The 17230-nt window shown below is 34.6% G+C and carries 31 protein-coding genes and 1 tRNA gene; 21 read left to right on the top strand and 11 right to left on the bottom strand.

What is annotated here, in order from left to right; genetic code table 11:
• Positions 1 to 36: 36 nt before the first annotated feature.
• The 9 genes from ACYIAL_RS02620 to ACYIAL_RS02580 all read right to left on the bottom strand — a co-directional run bounded on the left by ACYIAL_RS02620 (position 37) and on the right by ACYIAL_RS02580 (position 4855).
• Entirely contained in the window at positions 37 to 201 is a 165-nt protein-coding gene (locus tag ACYIAL_RS02620) for a hypothetical protein (protein ID WP_483750891.1), read from the bottom strand.
• The gene (locus ACYIAL_RS02615; protein WP_483747773.1) at positions 194 to 529 is read right to left on the bottom strand and encodes a hypothetical protein; all 336 of its coding nucleotides are present in this window, start codon (positions 527 to 529) and stop codon (positions 194 to 196) included. Before ACYIAL_RS02615 ends, ACYIAL_RS02620 begins: the two co-directional genes overlap by 8 nt.
• Entirely contained in the window at positions 529 to 1008 is a 480-nt protein-coding gene (locus tag ACYIAL_RS02610; RefSeq protein WP_483750890.1) for a recombination protein NinB, read from the bottom strand. The genes ACYIAL_RS02615 and ACYIAL_RS02610 overlap by 1 nt, the downstream gene beginning before the upstream one ends.
• Before the next feature lie 2 nt (positions 1009 to 1010).
• Positions 1011 to 1193 (bottom strand): hypothetical protein, encoded by a 183-nt coding sequence (locus tag ACYIAL_RS02605; RefSeq protein ID WP_483750889.1) that lies wholly within the window; start codon positions 1191 to 1193, stop codon positions 1011 to 1013.
• A 293-nt stretch (positions 1194 to 1486) separates the two neighbouring features.
• Positions 1487 to 1687 (bottom strand): hypothetical protein, encoded by a 201-nt coding sequence (locus ACYIAL_RS02600; protein WP_483750888.1) that lies wholly within the window; start codon positions 1685 to 1687, stop codon positions 1487 to 1489.
• Positions 1671 to 3080: a replicative DNA helicase gene (locus ACYIAL_RS02595; protein ID WP_483750887.1), complete on the bottom strand. Its 1410-nt coding sequence runs from the start codon at positions 3078 to 3080 to the stop codon at positions 1671 to 1673. The genes ACYIAL_RS02600 and ACYIAL_RS02595 overlap by 17 nt, the downstream gene beginning before the upstream one ends.
• Positions 3077 to 3970: a hypothetical protein gene (locus tag ACYIAL_RS02590; protein WP_483750886.1), complete on the bottom strand. Its 894-nt coding sequence runs from the start codon at positions 3968 to 3970 to the stop codon at positions 3077 to 3079. The genes ACYIAL_RS02595 and ACYIAL_RS02590 overlap by 4 nt, the downstream gene beginning before the upstream one ends.
• Before the next feature lie 175 nt (positions 3971 to 4145).
• Entirely contained in the window at positions 4146 to 4604 is a 459-nt protein-coding gene (locus tag ACYIAL_RS02585) for a YmfL family putative regulatory protein (RefSeq protein ID WP_483750885.1), read from the bottom strand.
• A gap of 50 nt (positions 4605 to 4654) precedes the next feature.
• A complete protein-coding gene (locus ACYIAL_RS02580; RefSeq protein WP_411592886.1) occupies positions 4655 to 4855 on the bottom strand; it encodes a transcriptional regulator in 201 nt (66 codons plus the stop codon).
• 126 nt (positions 4856 to 4981) lie between these two features.
• On the opposite strand from ACYIAL_RS02580, the gene ACYIAL_RS02575 reads away from it, so the two are divergent.
• From ACYIAL_RS02575 to ACYIAL_RS02475, 21 genes are all read left to right on the top strand, one after another.
• Positions 4982 to 5656 carry a S24 family peptidase gene (locus ACYIAL_RS02575; RefSeq protein WP_483750884.1) on the top strand — a complete coding sequence of 225 codons (675 nt, stop codon included), beginning with the start codon at positions 4982 to 4984 and terminating at the stop codon, positions 5654 to 5656.
• Positions 5657 to 5739: 83 nt separating this feature from the next.
• Positions 5740 to 6750: a hypothetical protein gene (locus ACYIAL_RS02570; protein ID WP_483750883.1), complete on the top strand. Its 1011-nt coding sequence runs from the start codon at positions 5740 to 5742 to the stop codon at positions 6748 to 6750.
• A 506-nt stretch (positions 6751 to 7256) separates the two neighbouring features.
• Positions 7257 to 7523 carry a hypothetical protein gene (locus ACYIAL_RS02565; protein ID WP_174796879.1) on the top strand — a complete coding sequence of 89 codons (267 nt, stop codon included), beginning with the start codon at positions 7257 to 7259 and terminating at the stop codon, positions 7521 to 7523.
• 22 nt (positions 7524 to 7545) lie between these two features.
• Positions 7546 to 7797 (top strand): hypothetical protein, encoded by a 252-nt coding sequence (locus tag ACYIAL_RS02560; protein ID WP_174796878.1) that lies wholly within the window; start codon positions 7546 to 7548, stop codon positions 7795 to 7797.
• An 80-nt stretch (positions 7798 to 7877) separates the two neighbouring features.
• The gene (locus tag ACYIAL_RS02555) at positions 7878 to 8036 is read left to right on the top strand and encodes a hypothetical protein (protein ID WP_483750882.1); all 159 of its coding nucleotides are present in this window, start codon (positions 7878 to 7880) and stop codon (positions 8034 to 8036) included.
• Between the two features lie 236 nt (positions 8037 to 8272).
• Entirely contained in the window at positions 8273 to 8566 is a 294-nt protein-coding gene (locus ACYIAL_RS02550; RefSeq protein ID WP_483750881.1) for a hypothetical protein, read from the top strand.
• A gap of 38 nt (positions 8567 to 8604) precedes the next feature.
• Positions 8605 to 8964: a hypothetical protein gene (locus ACYIAL_RS02545; RefSeq protein WP_483750880.1), complete on the top strand. Its 360-nt coding sequence runs from the start codon at positions 8605 to 8607 to the stop codon at positions 8962 to 8964.
• A 194-nt stretch (positions 8965 to 9158) separates the two neighbouring features.
• The gene (locus tag ACYIAL_RS02540) at positions 9159 to 9740 is read left to right on the top strand and encodes an ERF family protein (protein WP_483750879.1); all 582 of its coding nucleotides are present in this window, start codon (positions 9159 to 9161) and stop codon (positions 9738 to 9740) included.
• Entirely contained in the window at positions 9721 to 10329 is a 609-nt protein-coding gene (locus tag ACYIAL_RS02535) for a lambda exonuclease family protein (RefSeq protein ID WP_483750878.1), read from the top strand. Before ACYIAL_RS02540 ends, ACYIAL_RS02535 begins: the two co-directional genes overlap by 20 nt.
• Before the next feature lie 32 nt (positions 10330 to 10361).
• On the top strand, positions 10362 to 10931 hold the full coding sequence (locus ACYIAL_RS02530) for an Nmad5 family putative nucleotide modification protein (RefSeq protein WP_483750877.1): 570 nt from the start codon (positions 10362 to 10364) through the stop codon (positions 10929 to 10931).
• A gap of 170 nt (positions 10932 to 11101) precedes the next feature.
• On the top strand, positions 11102 to 11287 hold the full coding sequence (locus tag ACYIAL_RS02525) for a hypothetical protein (protein WP_483750876.1): 186 nt from the start codon (positions 11102 to 11104) through the stop codon (positions 11285 to 11287).
• A 66-nt stretch (positions 11288 to 11353) separates the two neighbouring features.
• Positions 11354 to 11887 carry a DNA N-6-adenine-methyltransferase gene (locus ACYIAL_RS02520; RefSeq protein ID WP_483750875.1) on the top strand — a complete coding sequence of 178 codons (534 nt, stop codon included), beginning with the start codon at positions 11354 to 11356 and terminating at the stop codon, positions 11885 to 11887.
• Positions 11880 to 12107 (top strand): hypothetical protein, encoded by a 228-nt coding sequence (locus ACYIAL_RS02515; protein WP_483750874.1) that lies wholly within the window; start codon positions 11880 to 11882, stop codon positions 12105 to 12107. The genes ACYIAL_RS02520 and ACYIAL_RS02515 overlap by 8 nt, the downstream gene beginning before the upstream one ends.
• Positions 12100 to 12360, top strand: coding sequence for a hypothetical protein (locus ACYIAL_RS02510; RefSeq protein WP_483747749.1), 261 nt, complete (start codon positions 12100 to 12102; stop codon positions 12358 to 12360). The genes ACYIAL_RS02515 and ACYIAL_RS02510 overlap by 8 nt, the downstream gene beginning before the upstream one ends.
• A gap of 2 nt (positions 12361 to 12362) precedes the next feature.
• Positions 12363 to 12521 (top strand): hypothetical protein, encoded by a 159-nt coding sequence (locus ACYIAL_RS02505; protein WP_483747748.1) that lies wholly within the window; start codon positions 12363 to 12365, stop codon positions 12519 to 12521.
• A gap of 3 nt (positions 12522 to 12524) precedes the next feature.
• Complete coding sequence (locus ACYIAL_RS02500) at positions 12525 to 12803, top strand: hypothetical protein (protein WP_483750873.1); 279 nt, start codon at positions 12525 to 12527, stop codon at positions 12801 to 12803.
• Positions 12793 to 13203, top strand: a complete 411-nt coding sequence (locus ACYIAL_RS02495; RefSeq protein WP_483750872.1) for a single-stranded DNA-binding protein — start codon at positions 12793 to 12795, stop codon at positions 13201 to 13203. Before ACYIAL_RS02500 ends, ACYIAL_RS02495 begins: the two co-directional genes overlap by 11 nt.
• A gap of 53 nt (positions 13204 to 13256) precedes the next feature.
• Positions 13257 to 14819, top strand: coding sequence for a DUF4942 domain-containing protein (locus tag ACYIAL_RS02490; RefSeq protein WP_483750871.1), 1563 nt, complete (start codon positions 13257 to 13259; stop codon positions 14817 to 14819).
• Positions 14820 to 14890: 71 nt separating this feature from the next.
• On the top strand, positions 14891 to 15094 hold the full coding sequence (locus ACYIAL_RS02485; protein WP_296318135.1) for a hypothetical protein: 204 nt from the start codon (positions 14891 to 14893) through the stop codon (positions 15092 to 15094).
• A gap of 61 nt (positions 15095 to 15155) precedes the next feature.
• Positions 15156 to 15389, top strand: coding sequence for a hypothetical protein (locus ACYIAL_RS02480; protein ID WP_483750870.1), 234 nt, complete (start codon positions 15156 to 15158; stop codon positions 15387 to 15389).
• 138 nt (positions 15390 to 15527) lie between these two features.
• Positions 15528 to 15683 (top strand): helix-turn-helix transcriptional regulator, encoded by a 156-nt coding sequence (locus ACYIAL_RS02475; protein WP_483750869.1) that lies wholly within the window; start codon positions 15528 to 15530, stop codon positions 15681 to 15683.
• On the opposite strand, the gene ACYIAL_RS02470 is transcribed toward ACYIAL_RS02475, so the two are convergent.
• Positions 15672 to 16844 (bottom strand): tyrosine-type recombinase/integrase, encoded by a 1173-nt coding sequence (locus ACYIAL_RS02470; protein ID WP_483750868.1) that lies wholly within the window; start codon positions 16842 to 16844, stop codon positions 15672 to 15674. The genes ACYIAL_RS02475 and ACYIAL_RS02470 overlap by 12 nt on opposite strands.
• Positions 16845 to 17009: 165 nt before the next feature.
• Positions 17010 to 17086, bottom strand: a tRNA-Arg gene (locus tag ACYIAL_RS02465).
• Positions 17087 to 17230: the final 144 nt, after the last annotated feature.

Below are 17230 nucleotides of genomic sequence, written 5' to 3'. Positions count from 1 at the left end.
TATAAACAAGGTCCATTGCATTCTGGACATTTAAAATCAGTTTTTATTAATTTGTGCTTCTTTGACATTGTCATTAACTCTGTTTAGATTATGTTGATTAATGTATTCTCTGCGTTGTTCTCTAACTATTGCGATTGCGCGCTCTAACTCTCGCTCTTTATCATCGTATAGTTTCAGTTGTTCTTTGTGCTTGTTAGTCATTATTTTCAGCCTCTTTTATCATTTGCTTAATTTCTTCAATGCTTGACGCGCAAAGATACTCAGGGCCTCCGTAGTGATTTGTAACGAGAACTATTGCTGATTTGAAATCACCATAATTCTCGATAGCTTCTAACGACACTATACTGTCAATACTAATCGAAACTTTATGTGTTTTTGCTTGATTTTCTTTAACGTTGCTGCAACACTCGACAACAACATCAATAAATTTTTTCTTACTTGTTTTGCTTGCTTCCGCTCTTTTAATTACATCTTTTATTAACTCTGTTTGTAATTGCTCAAACTGTTTATCTGTTAATTTAATTTCCATCATGCCACCTTTGATAATTGGCCTTTGTACTGTTCTGCTAGCTTGATTGCTTCATACGCTTCATCCCCAAAAATAACCCCCTCCTCAGCTCCAAATTTTTGTGCTACAAATATCAATTTAGAAAATATTTTCTTATTCATTTTGCTAGTAGACACATCAACTGAGAGCAAGGTAGATTTATCTAAGCTTTGTATATACTCGGCAGTAAATTCTTTCCCATCATCTTCTGCAATTTCTTTTAATGCTTGAAATCCAACTAGTGTTTTCCAAGTTTCTTTTGGCCGTTTTTTACCACACCAATTCACTTGATTAGATAAATCTGTCATCATTGCCCACATTAATGAATTTTGACGGTTTGAACGTTTTTCTTCATCAATCAAAATTAGCAACGGATGCTCGCTATCAACTGGTAATTGATTTATTACGTCAATCGCTGTATTACGTGCTAGTTCATGTGTTAATCGTATTTCTTTAATCACTTCTAAACCCTTACACACTCAAAATTACGTACTTCAACATCAACTTTAGTATTGCCGAATTGCGTTTTAACTATTTCCATTTGTTTAATTAAATCTTTTTCTGTGAGTGTTGAATCACGACGCAACACAACAGCACCCCACGCTTGCCAACCTTTTTTAATTTCTGCTGTTATTTTGTAAGCCATTTTTAATACCTCTATTTATCAAATCTAAATACTGTCATCATCAACCAATGAGTAGTCTTGCTCCTGCCATTGATTGCAATTAGTTTGAAGCCGCTCTCTTATGCAAACACCTTTATAACATTCCCGTTTTTCTCTCCGCTCATCAAAAGAAATTGCGAATCCTCCGTCGTAAAAGTTGTCGCATGTAACGCATGATTTAGTTGCGAGGTTTGAAAAACATTTAGCTTCATGATTATCAATGCCTTTTTTTGTTTTTCTGAGAACTTTGTTACAGTGTTCACACTCGTACATTTTTAATAATCTAGCCATTTCTGTATCAACTCCCTCAATTTTTCTTTACCTTCTTCTGAATATTTTTTAACTCGTTCTGCCATTTCATGCTTAATCTTTGCCGTATTTGCTCCAGATTCTCTTATCGCTCTCACATAGTCGTACGCTATTTTGTCTAGCATGTGATTGAGTCCAAGTAGACAATGATTAACCTGCTCTCGCATATTTACGCTCTTTCTTCACTGGTTCTGGATTAGCTTTAGCATAAGATTCAGCTTGATTAACTTCATAAATTCGACCATTGCTAATACCTGCAAAAACAGTAAAATTACCCGAACCGTGACGATTTAACGCAACATTAATTTCCATCAAATTTTTATCTGCGCTATCGTTGTAAACAGCATCACGATAAATACCAACCCAGTAATCACAGTCTTGTTCAATTTGTCCCGTATCTCGGCTATCGCTAGGTATCGGACGTTTATCCGCTCTTGATTCAAGATTACGATTTAATTGAGTTAACATAACAACAACGCAGTTAAGCTCTTTAGCCAATGCTTTTAACCCTTTAGTGATTGCGCCATAAGCCAAATCATTACGAGTATCATCGCCAGTTTTTTCTTTCTCCATCAGAGTTAGATAGTCAACCATGATCATGCCGATTTGACCCTTTTCTCTTGCCATTCGGCGAGCTTCTGAGCGGATATGTGATAGTGTGATCGCCGGTGTATCATCAATGTAAATGTTATCGGTGTTTGATAATTCGTTGAGATGATGCATAACGCGCGCAAATTCTGAATCCGAACCCAGTCCACCGTCATAGAAAATATTGCTATTTACAGCGGATTCTTGAGCTAAAATATTTTCAAGCATTTGCTCATCTTGCATTTCTAACGAAAACATCAGCACAGGTAATTTTTCATTCATAGCACAATGACGAGCCATGTTGATCTCGAAAGTGGTTTTACCCATTTTCGGACGTGCGCCAACAACAAATAGCGATCCGCGGACCAATCCTTTAGGTGCTAATTTCTTATCTAATGCTTTGATTCCAGTTGATAAACCACGTGCACTATCTGCATTTTCTAATCGTTGACCAAGGGTTTCTGTCCATTTATCTGCAATTGTTTTTAACGACTTAAGTCCAGTTGTTTTACCAGTTTTGTTATAGTCATCAATTTGCGTAAATAGCGCATGAATAGCCGATATTTTGTCGCTAGTAGATAGATTTGATTTCTCAAAAATCATAGCGCTACAGTCGCTTAATTTTTGCAATGTATAGCGTTCAATCGCTTTATCTCGAACGATCCCAGCGTAAGCAGTGACATTCACCATAAATGGCGTGTTTTTAGATAATTCAGCTAGATAAGCCAAACCACCACAATCTTTCAATGTGCCCTTTGCCTCCATACTGTCTGACAAAGTAATTAGGTCAATCGGGTAGTTTTTACGGTTTAATTCAAGCATTTCTTCAAAAATAACTTGATGATGCTTGCTGTAAAATGATTCTATTTTCAATAAGCGGATCGCTTTTTGACAGCGGTCTGATTGAAAATCTAACATCATTGAGCCAAGCACGGCTTGCTCAGCAACTAAGTCATGTGGGATCACGTTCATAGCGTACCCTCGACAACTTTCAGGTATGTACTCGGTTTTATGATGTAATCAAAATCAGCACGCCAGCCCCTATCATTTTCGCCGAAGTAAAACGGTTTTGCGTGGTCCACAAAATCATAAAAATAATTAGCCAAGTTCTGGAATGTTGGTTGTTCAAGCTCTTTGAGTAATTTCTTCACTGCGTTTTTTCGTGCAGTAGTCATTTTTTGAATTTGTGGCAATCTGTTTTCTACAGCATCGTTGTATGCATCCATGACTAAATCAAAATCAATTGAGTTTTTATTTTTTGGCGCAGATGAGTCATCGTCAGATGACATATTATTTTTATTATTACTTTCTTGTTCTAATACTTTATTGTTCTGTTGGTCAATCTTTTGGTCATTTGATTGGTCATTAGGTCGGTCATTAACACCGTTTAAAGCCTTGATATTACTAGCTTGGTATTGGTCATTAGCTTGGTCAATCTTTTGGTCATTTGATTGGTCGCAAAAATATGACTGATAAGCATCATAATTTATGATAGTTATAACAGTGCCTAAACGATTGCCAGACTTAGAAATCATGCCTTGATTTTCGAAAAATTCTAATGCTCTACGGATGATTGTAGAGTTAACAGGTTTGCCACCAATTTCAATTTGGTTAGCTAAAATTTCCCGAGTCGTAACTAGTTGTCCACGAGACAAATTCCACTCAGCACCTTTAAAATTAACAGTTCTACTCTTGTAACTTGCATCAAGTAATAGGTTTTCCCAAAGCGTGCGCTTAATAGCGCATTTAGCCCAATCAGCGTGTCTAACACTACGACTCAATGCAATATAACCCTTTTTAAAATTACTCATGTTTACGCCTTTTTTAGCGTTATAAAAATCGATTACTTCTGCCGTGGACATGATTTACCCCTTTTAGCCTCTTTAAACACTTCTACAAATCGCTTTCCGAATGCTCGGTTATGTAATGCGACCATAGCTAACTCGTCGGGTTTTTCTGCCCGTTGACATGTTCTGTAATATGATTTATTCTTTCTCATGTGATTTACTCCGATTCAGTGATCACGCGCCACTAACCCTAATTAGTGGCTTTTTTATGTAAATTAATTGTGTTTTCGGACAATGTTCGATTTAACTTATTTGCGATATCCGTTTTATTTCTGATAATCTTAGCTTCAAGCTCATCTATCACTCCGTCATCTGCGATAGCCTCTTGGATAGCGATAGCTACCTCACCTTGAGCTTTTGCCACGTCTAAACTCATCATGTATAAATCGAAGTTTTCAAGCTGTTCCGCTTTCATTTTTGTAACAACAAGACATCCTGCTTGTTCTGCATAGAATTCAGCAACTAACGCAGTTTTACTTAAGTTTTGTAAAGCCATTAATTCATCACCACTGAAAAAACGAGTTCCTTTATTTTCATAGCGACGATCATTAAAAGCCGATATTGATAAACCTAAGTAACTAGCGGCTACTTCTACTCCGCCATCAATTGAGTTCAATAAATCGTTAATTAATTTTTTCTTGTTACCCATATTTTTTATTTCCTCGTTTGGGTTACACCGTTTAATATTTACTTGTATGATTATCCCCATACATCAGGGCGTAATTCAGCTTTTGTTACTTTGCCGAAAGTGTGAGCTTCGATTTTTTTTGCTATATGTATTGGAATTGGTGCAGTACCAACTTCCATTTGTCGCAAAAATGATTTAGACACATTAATTTCTTTAGCAAATTGGCTTTTACCACCCCTGCCAAGCTGAGATAAGTAATCAGATAAATTCACTCTCACCTCTGTGTTTAGTTAAAAGTTAAATATAGTTTATATAACACTAAACCAAAAGTAAAGTTAAGTTTATATTTTGCTTGTTTAGTAATTACTAAATAAAATAAAAGGGAAATAGGAGCCGTTATGAACAAAAACGAATTAAAGGAAATTAGAGCTAAAAATTTAAAGCTGTGGTTTTCGGGAAAAACAATTCCACCAAAAGAAAAAAGCTATATATCTCAATTAATAAATGGGAAAGCGTCTTTTGGCGAAAAATCAGCTCGAAGATTAGAGCAAGATTACGGAATGCCATCATTTTATTTAGATAAAACAAGTAATAATAAATCAAATGCAACAATACTTGGGGCTATAGAAGATTGGGATAGTGATACACCGCTTGATGATGATGAGGTAGAAGTGCCGTTTTATAAGGATATACGATTATCAGCTGGAAACGGATTTGCTGATGATATTGAAGACTACAATGGTTACAAGCTTAGATTATCTAAATCAACAATGAAAAGGTACGGAATTGATAAAAATTGTACTGTTTGTGTCGTCGTTGATGGGGATAGTATGGATCCTGTTTTTAGAGATGGAGCAAGGGTTGCAATTAATCTTGCTGATAGACATATCCGAGATGGGAAAATATATGCAATTAATCATGATGGATTGTTAAGAATAAAAATTTTAGAAAAAGTGCCGGGTGGTCAAGTTAAAATCAAAAGCTACAACGTAGGTTATGATGATGAAATAGTGTCTCAAGATGAGATAACTATTTTAGGTCGCGTGTGGTGGCAGTCATCTATTCTTGATTAATAAATAAACATAACAATACAAAACCGCTTCGGCGGTTTTATAAAAATTAACCTAAATAAGTTGAATGGTTGTAGGAGCTATACATGTCAGAAGAAGTGATTTTTATAAAAGATGAAAATGATTTCTATCAATTTTTAAAAAACATGAAAAACGATCCATTGATGGATTCAGAAAACTTTATTTTACCAAATATTTGTTTTGACGGTTGGCCTATATTACATATCAATGTAAAAGGAGAAAAATATCACTCATCAGTAAATACTAATCTTATTTCAGGTATGATGACCATTATTGAAGAAATTCAGAGATCATACTCCCTAATTAAATATGGCACATCAAATTTAAGCAAATTAACAAATGAAGATAAGCAAAATCTAGATGTAATATTTAATATTGCAGAGGGGTCTAGTGATGCAAAATCAGATAATTCAGGTATAATTAATAAAGGCTTGGAACTATTAAAGGCAAAAATGGGAAAAATGAACGGTTGGCAAACAATGGCGGTACTACTTGCTTTTACATGTGCTGCTGGTCATTATTTCTATGATAATAATCAAAAAGAAATTGAACTTAGCAAACAAAACAATAAAACAGTCGAAACCGTTTCCACTGCAATGATCGAACAAACTAAAATTCTTATTGAGGATTATGAATCTCGTGGTAAAACTCAGGTTAGCTCTGAGATAAAGGAGCATGCTTTAAATGCACGTAATAATTTAATAAAGCAAATAGCTAGCGATTCATCTGTTGAATCTTTGAAAATCAATAGCGAATCTTTTTCAAAAGATGAACTTTTAGAATACACAACAAGACAACCAATAGAGAAAACAAAATACCAAGTTACCGATACCTTTATCATAAAAGGACTTGATAGGACAGGAGCTTACTTAACAGACTATAATATAAAGGTAATAAGAAAGTCCAATGGTGAACTTTTTACAATAAAAGCAGATGAAGAGTTATTATCTAAAGATGAATTATCTAAAATATCATCAGCTTGGGAAAAAAATATAGATATAAAAATTAGTTACATGGAAGTAAAAAATAAAGATGGACAAATTTTAATAGGGTCATTTATAGGATTAACTAACTAATATTATTTTCTTATCATTGTATAACCAAACCGCTTAATTGCGGTTTTTTTATGTCTGAAATTTGCCATCACAACTTTAAAACAATTCATTGATTAAAAAACAAGCAAACGAACAGTTGCACTTCAAGTATAACCCATTAGTTTTACTAAACAATAATATTTAACACACAAAAAGTTTAGTTTTTATTAAATTATTTACTTTACTTTTAGTTAACTATTTACTAAACTAATCACATCAAAACAAATCAACTTAACAAAACAATTAAGCAATACCACGAGTTACTTAATTAGTTAAGCAAGATTCAAGTAGCTAGCTGGAGCATATGAAAGTACAGCGGTTTTGATAGCAATCACAGCAGTACGCATCGGGTGAGCGACTTAATCACTCCCAGCCTCGAAAGAGACCGACTGGCCATCAAGTTCTTTAGTAAGAAGATTGCTATTTAATTTCAAATCAAAGCGCATTCATAGAGTGCGCTTGAGTTTGAAATAAAAGGAGATTCTAACATGACAGAACAAGACAAAATAAGAAAGTTACAACAAAGCGCGTCTTTTAATGTCTCTAACTTTATTTGGGACGAAGAGGATCGACTATATGCCAAAATCGACTTTGATGAGTTAACAGCTTTATTACTTAGAATGATGAACGTTGATGAGATCGACGGAGAAGAACTTCATGAATGCGTGTGTAGATTAACGCACAAACAAGCTTTTATAGAAGCAAAGAAAAAAATTGAAAATAACGAGCAAATGCTTATTAACCAAGCCTGTTAATTGCAGGCTTTAAGGATAAATTATGAACCGCAAGCGTGAAATTGAAGATTATGTAAGAAAAGAATTAACAAGCCAACCACCTAAGCCGTGCGATTTTAAAGTGGGCGACATTGTTATCTATAAGAATGACTTTGGCGTCAAATTTGAATGTAAAGTGATCGGATTTTCAGTATGCGAATTGTTCAAATACGGAAAATTCATTCACATAGATAATGAACAACATACTACAGCTTATTGGTGTCCGCATCATCCTGACAGCTTAAGTCACAAGTAAGAGATTCTGACAGCTCGGAAAGACGAGCACATACTACATCCGTTTGCCCTCTTTTGAGGGCTTTTTTAGAGGGTGATTCAATGGAAAAAGAAAAAGCAAAATTAGCTAATGAGTTAGCTAACAAATTAATTTCTGATGCAATTAAAAATATTCAATCAAATAATGACGATTACATCATAGATTATTTTGCTGAATTAATATCATCAATCAAAGCAAAACTCGGAGCTACATCAATTTAATGATGTAAAAATTGCATTAAAGAAAGAAATCAACATCAGACCAGATTTCATGAGTGTTATAGATAGCGCAATAGTTTTTGCTAGAAGAATAATATATCTAAATTTAATTCTAAAACCAATCACGGCTTGGCGCTTGCCGTAAAAGCGCTATTATTCCTTTCATCCCTTGCCCGTGAATTGAGTAGCGGGCTTTTTTACAAATTTAGCAGCTAGAAAAATAATTCACGAGGTGAACAATGACAAGTAAAAAGATTATTGAGCGATTACAGCAAAAAGACTGGTTTGTTAAGTGTAAAACTGAGCATAAATTAGCATTATTGTTAAATGCGTGTCTTGATGCGGATGTCAGTTGGTACGATGAAAGAAGTGTAACAGATATTGAATACGACGTTCCCTATCCCGTGCTAATTGGGCGGTCATCAAAACATTGGAATGATAGTCTGTGTTTTTATGTTGATTTAACTGATGAAGATTTAAAGCAACATCAAGACATAACAGATTGGTTTTTCGAAGAATTGAGGAGTGAATAATGGAAAAATTAACACCACAGAATGAACATGAAGAACACATGGTTCAGATTTTATTAGCAAAAATGCAGGGTATACCTGTTGAATATAAAGTTGATGACAACGATTGGTGCTTAGCAGGCCGCGATTGCGTTTCATTAGATATAAAATATCGCATCGTACCGCAGCCGACACCTTTACCCATTTCTCATAAAATGTGGCGAATGATTGATAAAAAATGGGAATGGGCGGCAATGGAAAAAGATGGCGAGGTGTATTTTTACATTAATGAACCGCATGCCGATAAGGATGATGTTATCTGGAATGATCTTGGCTGTGAGTATTGTAGAAGCGCTTTAGCAATAAACACCGACGGCGTTAACTGGCGTCTCTCACTCACAAAACGACCAGAGGACGTCTAAATGAACACAATACCGATTGACTACGTCGGCTGTAATGTACATGACACAGACCGATTCAGGCTAAATTACAAAATGACCAAGGGCGAGCAAATATACGCCCTTTTTTGTACCTACTTTTTGACGCTGGGCGGATTGTTTATGCTGATTCGCTGGATGTTAGAAGTGGCGACTAATTAAAATAGGAATAAAAATAAATGAGCGTTTTTAGCAAATTAATATTAGCAAGAAAGATTTTACAAGAAAAAAAAATAAAGCAGACAGGTGAAAATAAATTTTCAAAGTTTTTTTATTATGAATTAAAAGATTTTTTACCTCATATAAATTTAATTTTTTCAGAAATTGGATTGTGTGGCATTGTCTCATTCAATAATGAATTAGCCACATTAACAATTTATGATATTGATGATAATTCAAATGTGACTTTTTCATCTCCAATGTCCTCCGCTAATTTAAAAGGGTGTCATCCAGTCCAAAATATTGGTGCAGTAGAAACATATCAGCGACGGTATTTATACATGACTGCATTAGAAATTGTTGAAAATGACGTATTAGATAACTCAGAAAAAGAGGAAACCCCTGAAAAATCATTAATAAACAACAATAAACGAGAATCATTAATCAAAGCGGTTGAACAAACTGCACAAAAAGGTATTGATGCAATGGGTGAGTTTTGGAAATCATTATCAATTGAAGACCAAAAACTTATCGGGTCTAGTGAAAAACGTCGTATCTATGATATGGCAAAAGAGGCTGATAATGGAACAGCGAACGGATGAATGGTTTAACGCACGACTAGGCAAGGTTACAGCCAGCCGAATTAGTGATGTGATGGCTAAAACAAAAAGCGGTTATTCAACTAGCCGACAAAATTACATGGCTCAGCTAATTTGCGAACGTCTAACAGAAAAACCGACCGAATCATACTCTAATGCCGCAATGCAACGCGGCACAGAGTTAGAGCCGATAGCTAGAGAAATGTACATACTAAACCAATTTGACGTAATCGTTAAAGAAGTTGGCTTTATCCCCCACCCTACAATCGAAAACGCTGGCGCTAGTCCTGATGGGCTGGTAAATGAAGACGGATTAATTGAAATTAAATGCCCAAACACATGGACGCATTTAGAATTTATGCAATCACTAAAGCCAAAGCGTGAGTACATCTTACAAATGCAATGGCAAATGATGTGCACAGGTCGAAAATGGTGCGATTTTGTCAGTTATGACGATAGATTACCCGATAATTTGAGTTTTAGGTGCATACGAATTCATTACGACGAAGCATTATCTCAAGAGATAGAAGCAGAAGTGATTAAGTTTCTGAAAGAACTCGATGAGAGAATCAAACAAATAGAAGCCGCATAACCGTCAAAGTGACGTTTTTAAAGGAAAGAATTATGACAAGATTAACTAAAACTATCAAAGAACAAATTTGTAAAAATGCAATTGAACAATCACCAGTAACTAAAGAGCTAGAAATAGCAAATGAAAATTTATCTAAATTGGCACTTGACGTTTATTACGATAACGTAACTGCTGAGCAGCTCAAAGAAGCGGATGAGCTAAAAGCTCGCGCTACAGAGCTGCCATTTGACAGAGGTAGTGTTTTTTACACTTACAACCACGTGAGATGTTATTTTAATGGGTTAAACACATGGCTAACATTACCGTCTGAGCGGGTTTTTTATGAATTAAAAGAGTACCCGATGTACACCGCCGATCATGAGTTTTCAAAACGGTTTTTATCATTACAGAACCAGATCGAAAACTTAGAAAAACAAAAAAATGATTTAGAGCATGAAATTATGGCTATCTTAAATAGCTGTGCAACTCTCAAAAAATTACAAGAGATATGGCCAGAATCAGTTAATTTTTTAGACGGTATACAAGTGGATATCACAAAAACCAATTTACCTGCCGTTGTCGTTGAAGATTTAAATAAAAAACTAGGTATAACAGCAAGCTAAAAGATAACGTCTGGTATATGCGTTGATAATTAGTGTTAGCAGAGATCTGTCCTCCTTTCAGTAGCGCGCTAGTTTGAAATATACAAGCCGAATCACAAATTTAGACGGTAGTCACGCCGTCGGCGACAGAGTGACACAATAATTAACTTAAACTTAGATGAGATTAAATAATGAATAAATATTATATAGCTGTAAAAGTAGTTACAGAATCACGTCAGCTGATCGAAGTTGAAGCAAGCTCTGAGTCTGAAGCTGAGTCAAAAGCCAAGGATTTAATCAATAGCACTTGTTACACGTATATTGAGCAAGGAGAAGATCAAACAATTGAAATAACGCATGTCAGAAAACTAGATTAATTTTTGGTGATGGATCAATACCGCCCGAGCATTCGATTCAATAGATATTATTTGAGGGCTTTTAAAATGGCTATTCTAAACAAATCACAAACAGATAAACAACAAAAAGATTATTGGCGAACATCAGAGTTATTAATCAATGATGCGTTAACACTGCTGAATATAAAAAGCTTTGATACTGATGTATGTTGCTCAAATAAAGATGTGAAAATAAATAGCGCAATCTGGTATATAACAGAATCTGACAATGCGCTAGAGAGTAATTTATGGTTTTTGGCCTGTAACCCAAGTAATACCTCTTTTTGCAATCCCCCATTTTCGCAGAAATGGGAATTTTTCCAAAAAGCAGTCGAACAAGTGAATAAATGGAGCAAGCAGGTATTAATGGTCTTACCGTACACTCCTGCAACAAAAGCGTGGAGTGAAAACATACACGGACAAAACTGTATTATTTATGTCCCAGATGGTCGTTATCAGTATTTATTGCCAAGTGGTAAAAAATCGATCAACAACTGTAATTTTGATACATGCTTGATTCTGCTTGTTCCGTTCAAATGTGGAAATGTAATAGTTAATTATAAGCGAGGTTTAAATGAGTGAAACAGTATATGACGTTGATTTGCCGATACCAAAATTTGGTTTATTCGACCCTGTCTTATATAACGGCATGAGAACAGAAATCGCAAATGATTGTATTTATCATGCATACAATAAATTAGATGTTATGTGCCCGTGGTATTACGTTCCAGTTCTCATGGGCGATTTTATTAGCATTCAACTAGTACCAGAAACAGATTTAACGGAGGTGAGAAATGACTAAATTAAACTGGCGCAAATTTCCCGATGAAGCGCCAGAAAAAGAAAACGGCATTGCTCAAAAGCTGTGTATCGTACGTATTCGTTTTTTAAATGGGCGTGAAGAATTGTGTGAGGCAACAGTATATGACTGGTACGACGAACACGCAGAATTCGACGAGTGGATAGATGATTATGTTGGTAAATGGTCTATGCATGATAACAATGAGATAACGCACTGGATTTATGCAGATGAGCTACCGCTACCTAAGGAATAATTATGATTATTTTAAAAATAGAAGAAAAAGAAAACGAAGAAGTCAGTTTTAAATTTAATGAAATAGACACATCAACTGAACTGGAAAAATCTGTTTTAGCGTCCCTTTTGGAGTTTATGCATAATGATTTCGATGTCACTAAAGTGAAAAAAACGGAGTAAATTATGATTACAGATGAAGAATGGGGAACAATAAAAGTTGGGGATGTTATTTGGTATGCAGATCAACATGCATTAATTCCCGAAAAATTAATAATCACCAAAATAACAAAACAATCTGTTTATTGTGACAATACGAAAATTAATAAAAATGATTATTTATTGCATTCAAGTTTAAACGACGCAACGCAAGCTGTAAATTTTAGATTAGAAAAACGAATTGAAAAAATACAGCATCAAATTGATGATAATTTAAAACGACTGGAGCAAGAAAATGGCAAATAATTTAAATCAGTGTTTATTCACTGGCAGAATCGGGAAAATCGAGGAGCGTTACACCGCTGATAACAAGTTAATCGTTAATTTCAGCATGGCAATTGGTAGCTACAAGAAGAATGGTGATAACTACGAAAACGTCACAGACTGGGCTAATTTACGAGCGTTCGGTAAAATTGCGGAGAAAGTGCGAGATAAAGGCAAAGGTGCTTTTATTCGTGTTACAACTCGCTATAAAACAGATAAATGGCAAGACCAATACGGCAACAACAAAACAGCTATTTATTTTATAGTTGATGATTTTGAATCGTTAACGTTCGACAAAAGCGGTAATCAGTCAGAACAATCATCTGAGCAAACACCAGCACCAGCTCAACAAGATACATTTGATGACGATATCCCCTTCTAATCAATTAGTTAAATAAACCGTTCATGTAGCGGTTTTTTATTGTGAGTTATATTATGAAACATCTACCAAGCAATGATAATCAGTTTTATCCTACACCATCTCGACTAAAATCATTAATGTTTAGCAAAATCGACACACATAAAACACGTCGAATTCTCGACCCGTCAGCTGGGAAAGGCGACTTGCTGAAACTGTTTAACTCAAACCAATTTGAATTGTACGCCATTGAAATTGATATCAATTTACAAAAAATACTAAAACAAGATGGTTTTAGGATCGTAGATAGTGATTTTTTAACGTACAACGGTATTGATAAATATGATTTAATTATAATGAACCCGCCTTTTAAAAATGGCGAAAAACACCTGCTTCACGCATTAAATTTTGTTATTGATGGACAAATAGTTTGCGTACTGAATGCAGAAACAATCAAAAATCCATTTTCAAACACTAGAAAAGATTTAATTCAACGATTGAATGATTTAAACGCAGAAATTGAATATTATCAAGATATATTTATTGATGCTGAACGCTCAACATGCGTTGAAATAGCATTAATTAACATAAAAATTCAAAACACAGTTGAACAGCTATTCAATCCGAAAAAATTCGAGATGGATGACAATAATATTATTTTAGAAGATAGAAATGATGTTAAAAAGTACGGAACAATTAATATTCACGAACTGATTAATGATTATAATCGTGAAAAAGAACAGGGAATTAAAGTTATCTCTAATTTTTTTAGAGATAGCTACGGATTACGCTCAGAATTACAGTTATCTGTCCGCGGGGAATCATCTCACTACAATGACGGTCGATATTCTGCAACTGAATATAAGCAAGCAATTCAGCAATATAGTAGAAATCTCAAAAAATATTATTGGGGAACGCTCATCAAATTACCAAAATTTGAAGAAAAATTAACATCAGAAACAAGGGAAAAATTCTTTAAATTAATCAATGAATATCGAGACATGGAATTCAACGAGAATAATATTAATATTCTGTATGAGCATCTCATTAGTTTTGGCACAGAATTGATCGAACAATGTATTGATAAACTATTTAATAAAATAACACGTCAACACTCATATTATTCTGAATGTAAAAAAAATATCTATCTCTACAATGGTTGGAAAACAAACAATGGTTACAAAATTAATAAAAAATTTATATTGCCAATGCATAATCCTAGCACGTTTGACGGCGGATGGAGAGTGCAAGAAGAATTAAGTGATATAGAAAAAGTATTTTCTTTTTTTAACAACGGCAGAAAACCAGACGTATCTATCGCAGACATTTACAATAAATGGCGACATTCTCATACAGATAATCATATTGAAAATGATTTATTTAAAATATGTTTTTACAAAAAAGGAACTGCCCATTTTACAGTTAAAGATGACGCGTTATTGCGCCGTTTTAATGTGTTTGTCGGCAAAAAAAGGCAGTGGTTACCGCCAGATTATGCGATGAAAAATTATAACGATTGTAATAATGAAGAAAAGCGCGTTATTGATGAGTTTGAAGGTGAAAAACAATACGTATCCAGCCTAAATGATACTTTGCTAACAAATTCAAACAAATCAATATTAACACTTAACTCTATCTAATTTTTCACCCCAAAAAATCTGTTAATAACTCACTGAACAACCACCTATTCTATTATCTAAAGGAAACAATTATGACTAAACAATTAAAAAAGATTCTTATAAATCACAATGGTTTCGCATATGTAAAAAGTGGTGAAGATAAGTTAATTATCAGTTGCGCTTTAATTAGTAAAGAAAGCGACGGCTATTTTGTGCCTGCTATGCATTCGAATGATTTTGTAGAGTGGGCTATGAATTTAGATGATGTGACTGAAATTATAACATTGCTTTATTAGTAGAGGCAAACATGACTAACTACACTAAAGCACAGCGAGAGATGATTTTTTAAGAGGGCTTATGAAAAAATTTATAAAATTACACTGTATTAATTTTAAGCGTAATTCAATAATTGAATTAACTTCACCAACTGTTATTAATACTGATTTAATTGTATCCATTAATGAAGAAGAAGTTAGGAACCCCTGTACTGGTCAATGGATTTTTTTTACTAGAATAACTTTAAAAGATGCTGACGATATTTTTACATACGAACGTGTAGATAATATTTATTCATTAATGGAATCGTCTTAACGAAATCAAAGAGCAATAATTGCTATTACTGAGTGTTATTTGTTGATAAGAGATGAGAAGAAATTATAGGAGTAAATAATGACAAATAATTTAACAATTGAAGACCCAAGGTACAGCAAATCACAGGTTTGTGACTACATGGGAGGGTTAGACCAAACAACGTTAGACAAATGGGTGGCGAAGGAAAAATTCCCAAAGCCCGATTTGTATTTAGGTAGACATCCGCGTTGGAAGCTGTCTACCGTTAATGCCTATCTTGCTAAAAAAGAACAAGAATACCAATCATGCGGTTAAGTTATCTATATAGTCCGCATACCATTGCATCATCTCACGACGCCCCTCCAAATATTGTGCGTGATTGTAAATACCACGCACACTTCCCTCCTCATGATTTAATTGTTTTTCTATCCAGTCACGATTAAAACCATGCTCGTTTAACACACTTGAAAACTGATGTCTAAAGCCGTGCCCAGTCGCACGGTTAGCGAATCCCAAGCGACGAATTACGTGAAGTATAGCTCCGTTAGACATGGGCTTAGATGGATGGTTTCTGTTTGGGAAGACAAATTCACCATGCCCCGTTATTGGATGTAGAAATTTTAATATTTCTAAAGCTTGATTAGCTAAAGGGATTAAGTGCGTTCGCTCTTTTTTTACGACCTCCGCTTCAACTACAGCTATTCGTTCATCGAAATTAATGTTAGACCACTTTAAAGTAAGGAGTTCAACAGTACGCGGAACGGTATATATTAAAAGCATAGTTGCATACCGTGTTAAAATATTACCAGAATAACCTTTAAGTGCTCTTAAGAACTCTGACATTTCAGCATCAGTAGCCAAGAAAGGAAAATTTTTAGGTTGCGTTTTAGCCATTGCGCTTGATAGTTCACCTGTCGGATTAATCTCCGCCCTTCCAGTAATAATTGCATACCTAAAAACCTCACCACACCGCATTCTAGCTTTTTTTGCTATTTCTAAAGCCCCTCGATTTTCGATAGCCTTCAATACCGTTAGCATTTCAAGCGGTTTGATTTTACTAATCGGTTCATTACCGATAAATGGGAAAATATCGCGATCAAAAATGCTTACAATTTCGTTCGCATATTTTTTCGACCAGGTCGATTTTTTGGATTCATACCATTCTAAAGCAATAGATTTAAAAGAGTTATCACGCTCAACATTAGCAAGTAAAGCGCTTTTTTTACGTTCAAAGCTTGGGTCTTTACCTTTGGATAATAAATGTCTTGCCAATTCTTTTTCATTACGTGCATCCGATAAACTAATATATGGGTATTTGCCGATCGTTAACGTTTTTCTTTTGCCATTAAATTGGTAATCATAACGCCAAGATTTTGTACCTGATGGTGTAATATATAAATATAAACTTTCAAAATCTGGTAATTTGTACGGTTTTTCTTTGGGCTTGGCTGATTCAATGGCTTTTATGGTTAGCATAATTACGGTATTTTAAGACGCGGTATAAAAATATACCGTAAATATACCGTTAGAGCATTGGCGTTGTCAATCGTTTAAAGTCGTAATTAATCGTATATTAAAAGCAGGCAAGCTAGTAAAAATAAGGCTTTATTCGTAATCAGTCGTTATGGGTCATCTATGGAATGGCGTCCCCTACAGGATTCGAACCTGTGACCTACGGCTTAGAAGGCCGTTGCTCTATCCAGCTGAGCTAAGGAGACTTAGATAGGAATTATCGATTAGGGAAGTATTATATAAAGCTATTTTAATCCGTCAATGATTTTTAATGGTTTATTGCATTAGATTGATAAAATATCATCAATTTTGTTTTTTATTAGTTTGATATTGTTAATGAATTTAAACCT

The organism is Gilliamella sp. X-57 (genome assembly GCF_057063565.1).
Note: the sequence above shows the minus strand (reverse complement) of the source record. Positions and strands in the feature narration are given on the sequence as shown.

Coding starts and splice junctions, on each gene's coding strand:
- ACYIAL_RS02620 (WP_483750891.1), bottom strand. CDS start 201: ATGACTAACAAGCACAAAGAACAACTGAAACTATACGATGATAAAGAG.
- ACYIAL_RS02615 (WP_483747773.1), bottom strand. CDS start 529: ATGGAAATTAAATTAACAGATAAACAGTTTGAGCAATTACAAACAGAG.
- ACYIAL_RS02605 (WP_483750889.1), bottom strand. CDS start 1,193: ATGGCTTACAAAATAACAGCAGAAATTAAAAAAGGTTGGCAAGCGTGG.
- ACYIAL_RS02600 (WP_483750888.1), bottom strand. CDS start 1,687: ATGCGAGAGCAGGTTAATCATTGTCTACTTGGACTCAATCACATGCTA.
- ACYIAL_RS02595 (WP_483750887.1), bottom strand. CDS start 3,080: ATGAACGTGATCCCACATGACTTAGTTGCTGAGCAAGCCGTGCTTGGC.
- ACYIAL_RS02590 (WP_483750886.1), bottom strand. CDS start 3,970: ATGTCCACGGCAGAAGTAATCGATTTTTATAACGCTAAAAAAGGCGTA.
- ACYIAL_RS02585 (WP_483750885.1), bottom strand. CDS start 4,604: ATGGGTAACAAGAAAAAATTAATTAACGATTTATTGAACTCAATTGAT.
- ACYIAL_RS02575 (WP_483750884.1), top strand. CDS start 4,982: ATGAACAAAAACGAATTAAAGGAAATTAGAGCTAAAAATTTAAAGCTG.
- ACYIAL_RS02570 (WP_483750883.1), top strand. CDS start 5,740: ATGTCAGAAGAAGTGATTTTTATAAAAGATGAAAATGATTTCTATCAA.
- ACYIAL_RS02565 (WP_174796879.1), top strand. CDS start 7,257: ATGACAGAACAAGACAAAATAAGAAAGTTACAACAAAGCGCGTCTTTT.
- ACYIAL_RS02560 (WP_174796878.1), top strand. CDS start 7,546: ATGAACCGCAAGCGTGAAATTGAAGATTATGTAAGAAAAGAATTAACA.
- ACYIAL_RS02555 (WP_483750882.1), top strand. CDS start 7,878: ATGGAAAAAGAAAAAGCAAAATTAGCTAATGAGTTAGCTAACAAATTA.
- ACYIAL_RS02550 (WP_483750881.1), top strand. CDS start 8,273: ATGACAAGTAAAAAGATTATTGAGCGATTACAGCAAAAAGACTGGTTT.
- ACYIAL_RS02545 (WP_483750880.1), top strand. CDS start 8,605: ATGGTTCAGATTTTATTAGCAAAAATGCAGGGTATACCTGTTGAATAT.
- ACYIAL_RS02540 (WP_483750879.1), top strand. CDS start 9,159: ATGAGCGTTTTTAGCAAATTAATATTAGCAAGAAAGATTTTACAAGAA.
- ACYIAL_RS02535 (WP_483750878.1), top strand. CDS start 9,721: ATGGAACAGCGAACGGATGAATGGTTTAACGCACGACTAGGCAAGGTT.
- ACYIAL_RS02530 (WP_483750877.1), top strand. CDS start 10,362: ATGACAAGATTAACTAAAACTATCAAAGAACAAATTTGTAAAAATGCA.
- ACYIAL_RS02525 (WP_483750876.1), top strand. CDS start 11,102: ATGAATAAATATTATATAGCTGTAAAAGTAGTTACAGAATCACGTCAG.
- ACYIAL_RS02520 (WP_483750875.1), top strand. CDS start 11,354: ATGGCTATTCTAAACAAATCACAAACAGATAAACAACAAAAAGATTAT.
- ACYIAL_RS02515 (WP_483750874.1), top strand. CDS start 11,880: ATGAGTGAAACAGTATATGACGTTGATTTGCCGATACCAAAATTTGGT.
- ACYIAL_RS02510 (WP_483747749.1), top strand. CDS start 12,100: ATGACTAAATTAAACTGGCGCAAATTTCCCGATGAAGCGCCAGAAAAA.
- ACYIAL_RS02505 (WP_483747748.1), top strand. CDS start 12,363: ATGATTATTTTAAAAATAGAAGAAAAAGAAAACGAAGAAGTCAGTTTT.
- ACYIAL_RS02500 (WP_483750873.1), top strand. CDS start 12,525: ATGATTACAGATGAAGAATGGGGAACAATAAAAGTTGGGGATGTTATT.
- ACYIAL_RS02495 (WP_483750872.1), top strand. CDS start 12,793: ATGGCAAATAATTTAAATCAGTGTTTATTCACTGGCAGAATCGGGAAA.
- ACYIAL_RS02490 (WP_483750871.1), top strand. CDS start 13,257: ATGAAACATCTACCAAGCAATGATAATCAGTTTTATCCTACACCATCT.
- ACYIAL_RS02485 (WP_296318135.1), top strand. CDS start 14,891: ATGACTAAACAATTAAAAAAGATTCTTATAAATCACAATGGTTTCGCA.
- ACYIAL_RS02480 (WP_483750870.1), top strand. CDS start 15,156: ATGAAAAAATTTATAAAATTACACTGTATTAATTTTAAGCGTAATTCA.
- ACYIAL_RS02475 (WP_483750869.1), top strand. CDS start 15,528: ATGGGAGGGTTAGACCAAACAACGTTAGACAAATGGGTGGCGAAGGAA.
- ACYIAL_RS02470 (WP_483750868.1), bottom strand. CDS start 16,844: ATGCTAACCATAAAAGCCATTGAATCAGCCAAGCCCAAAGAAAAACCG.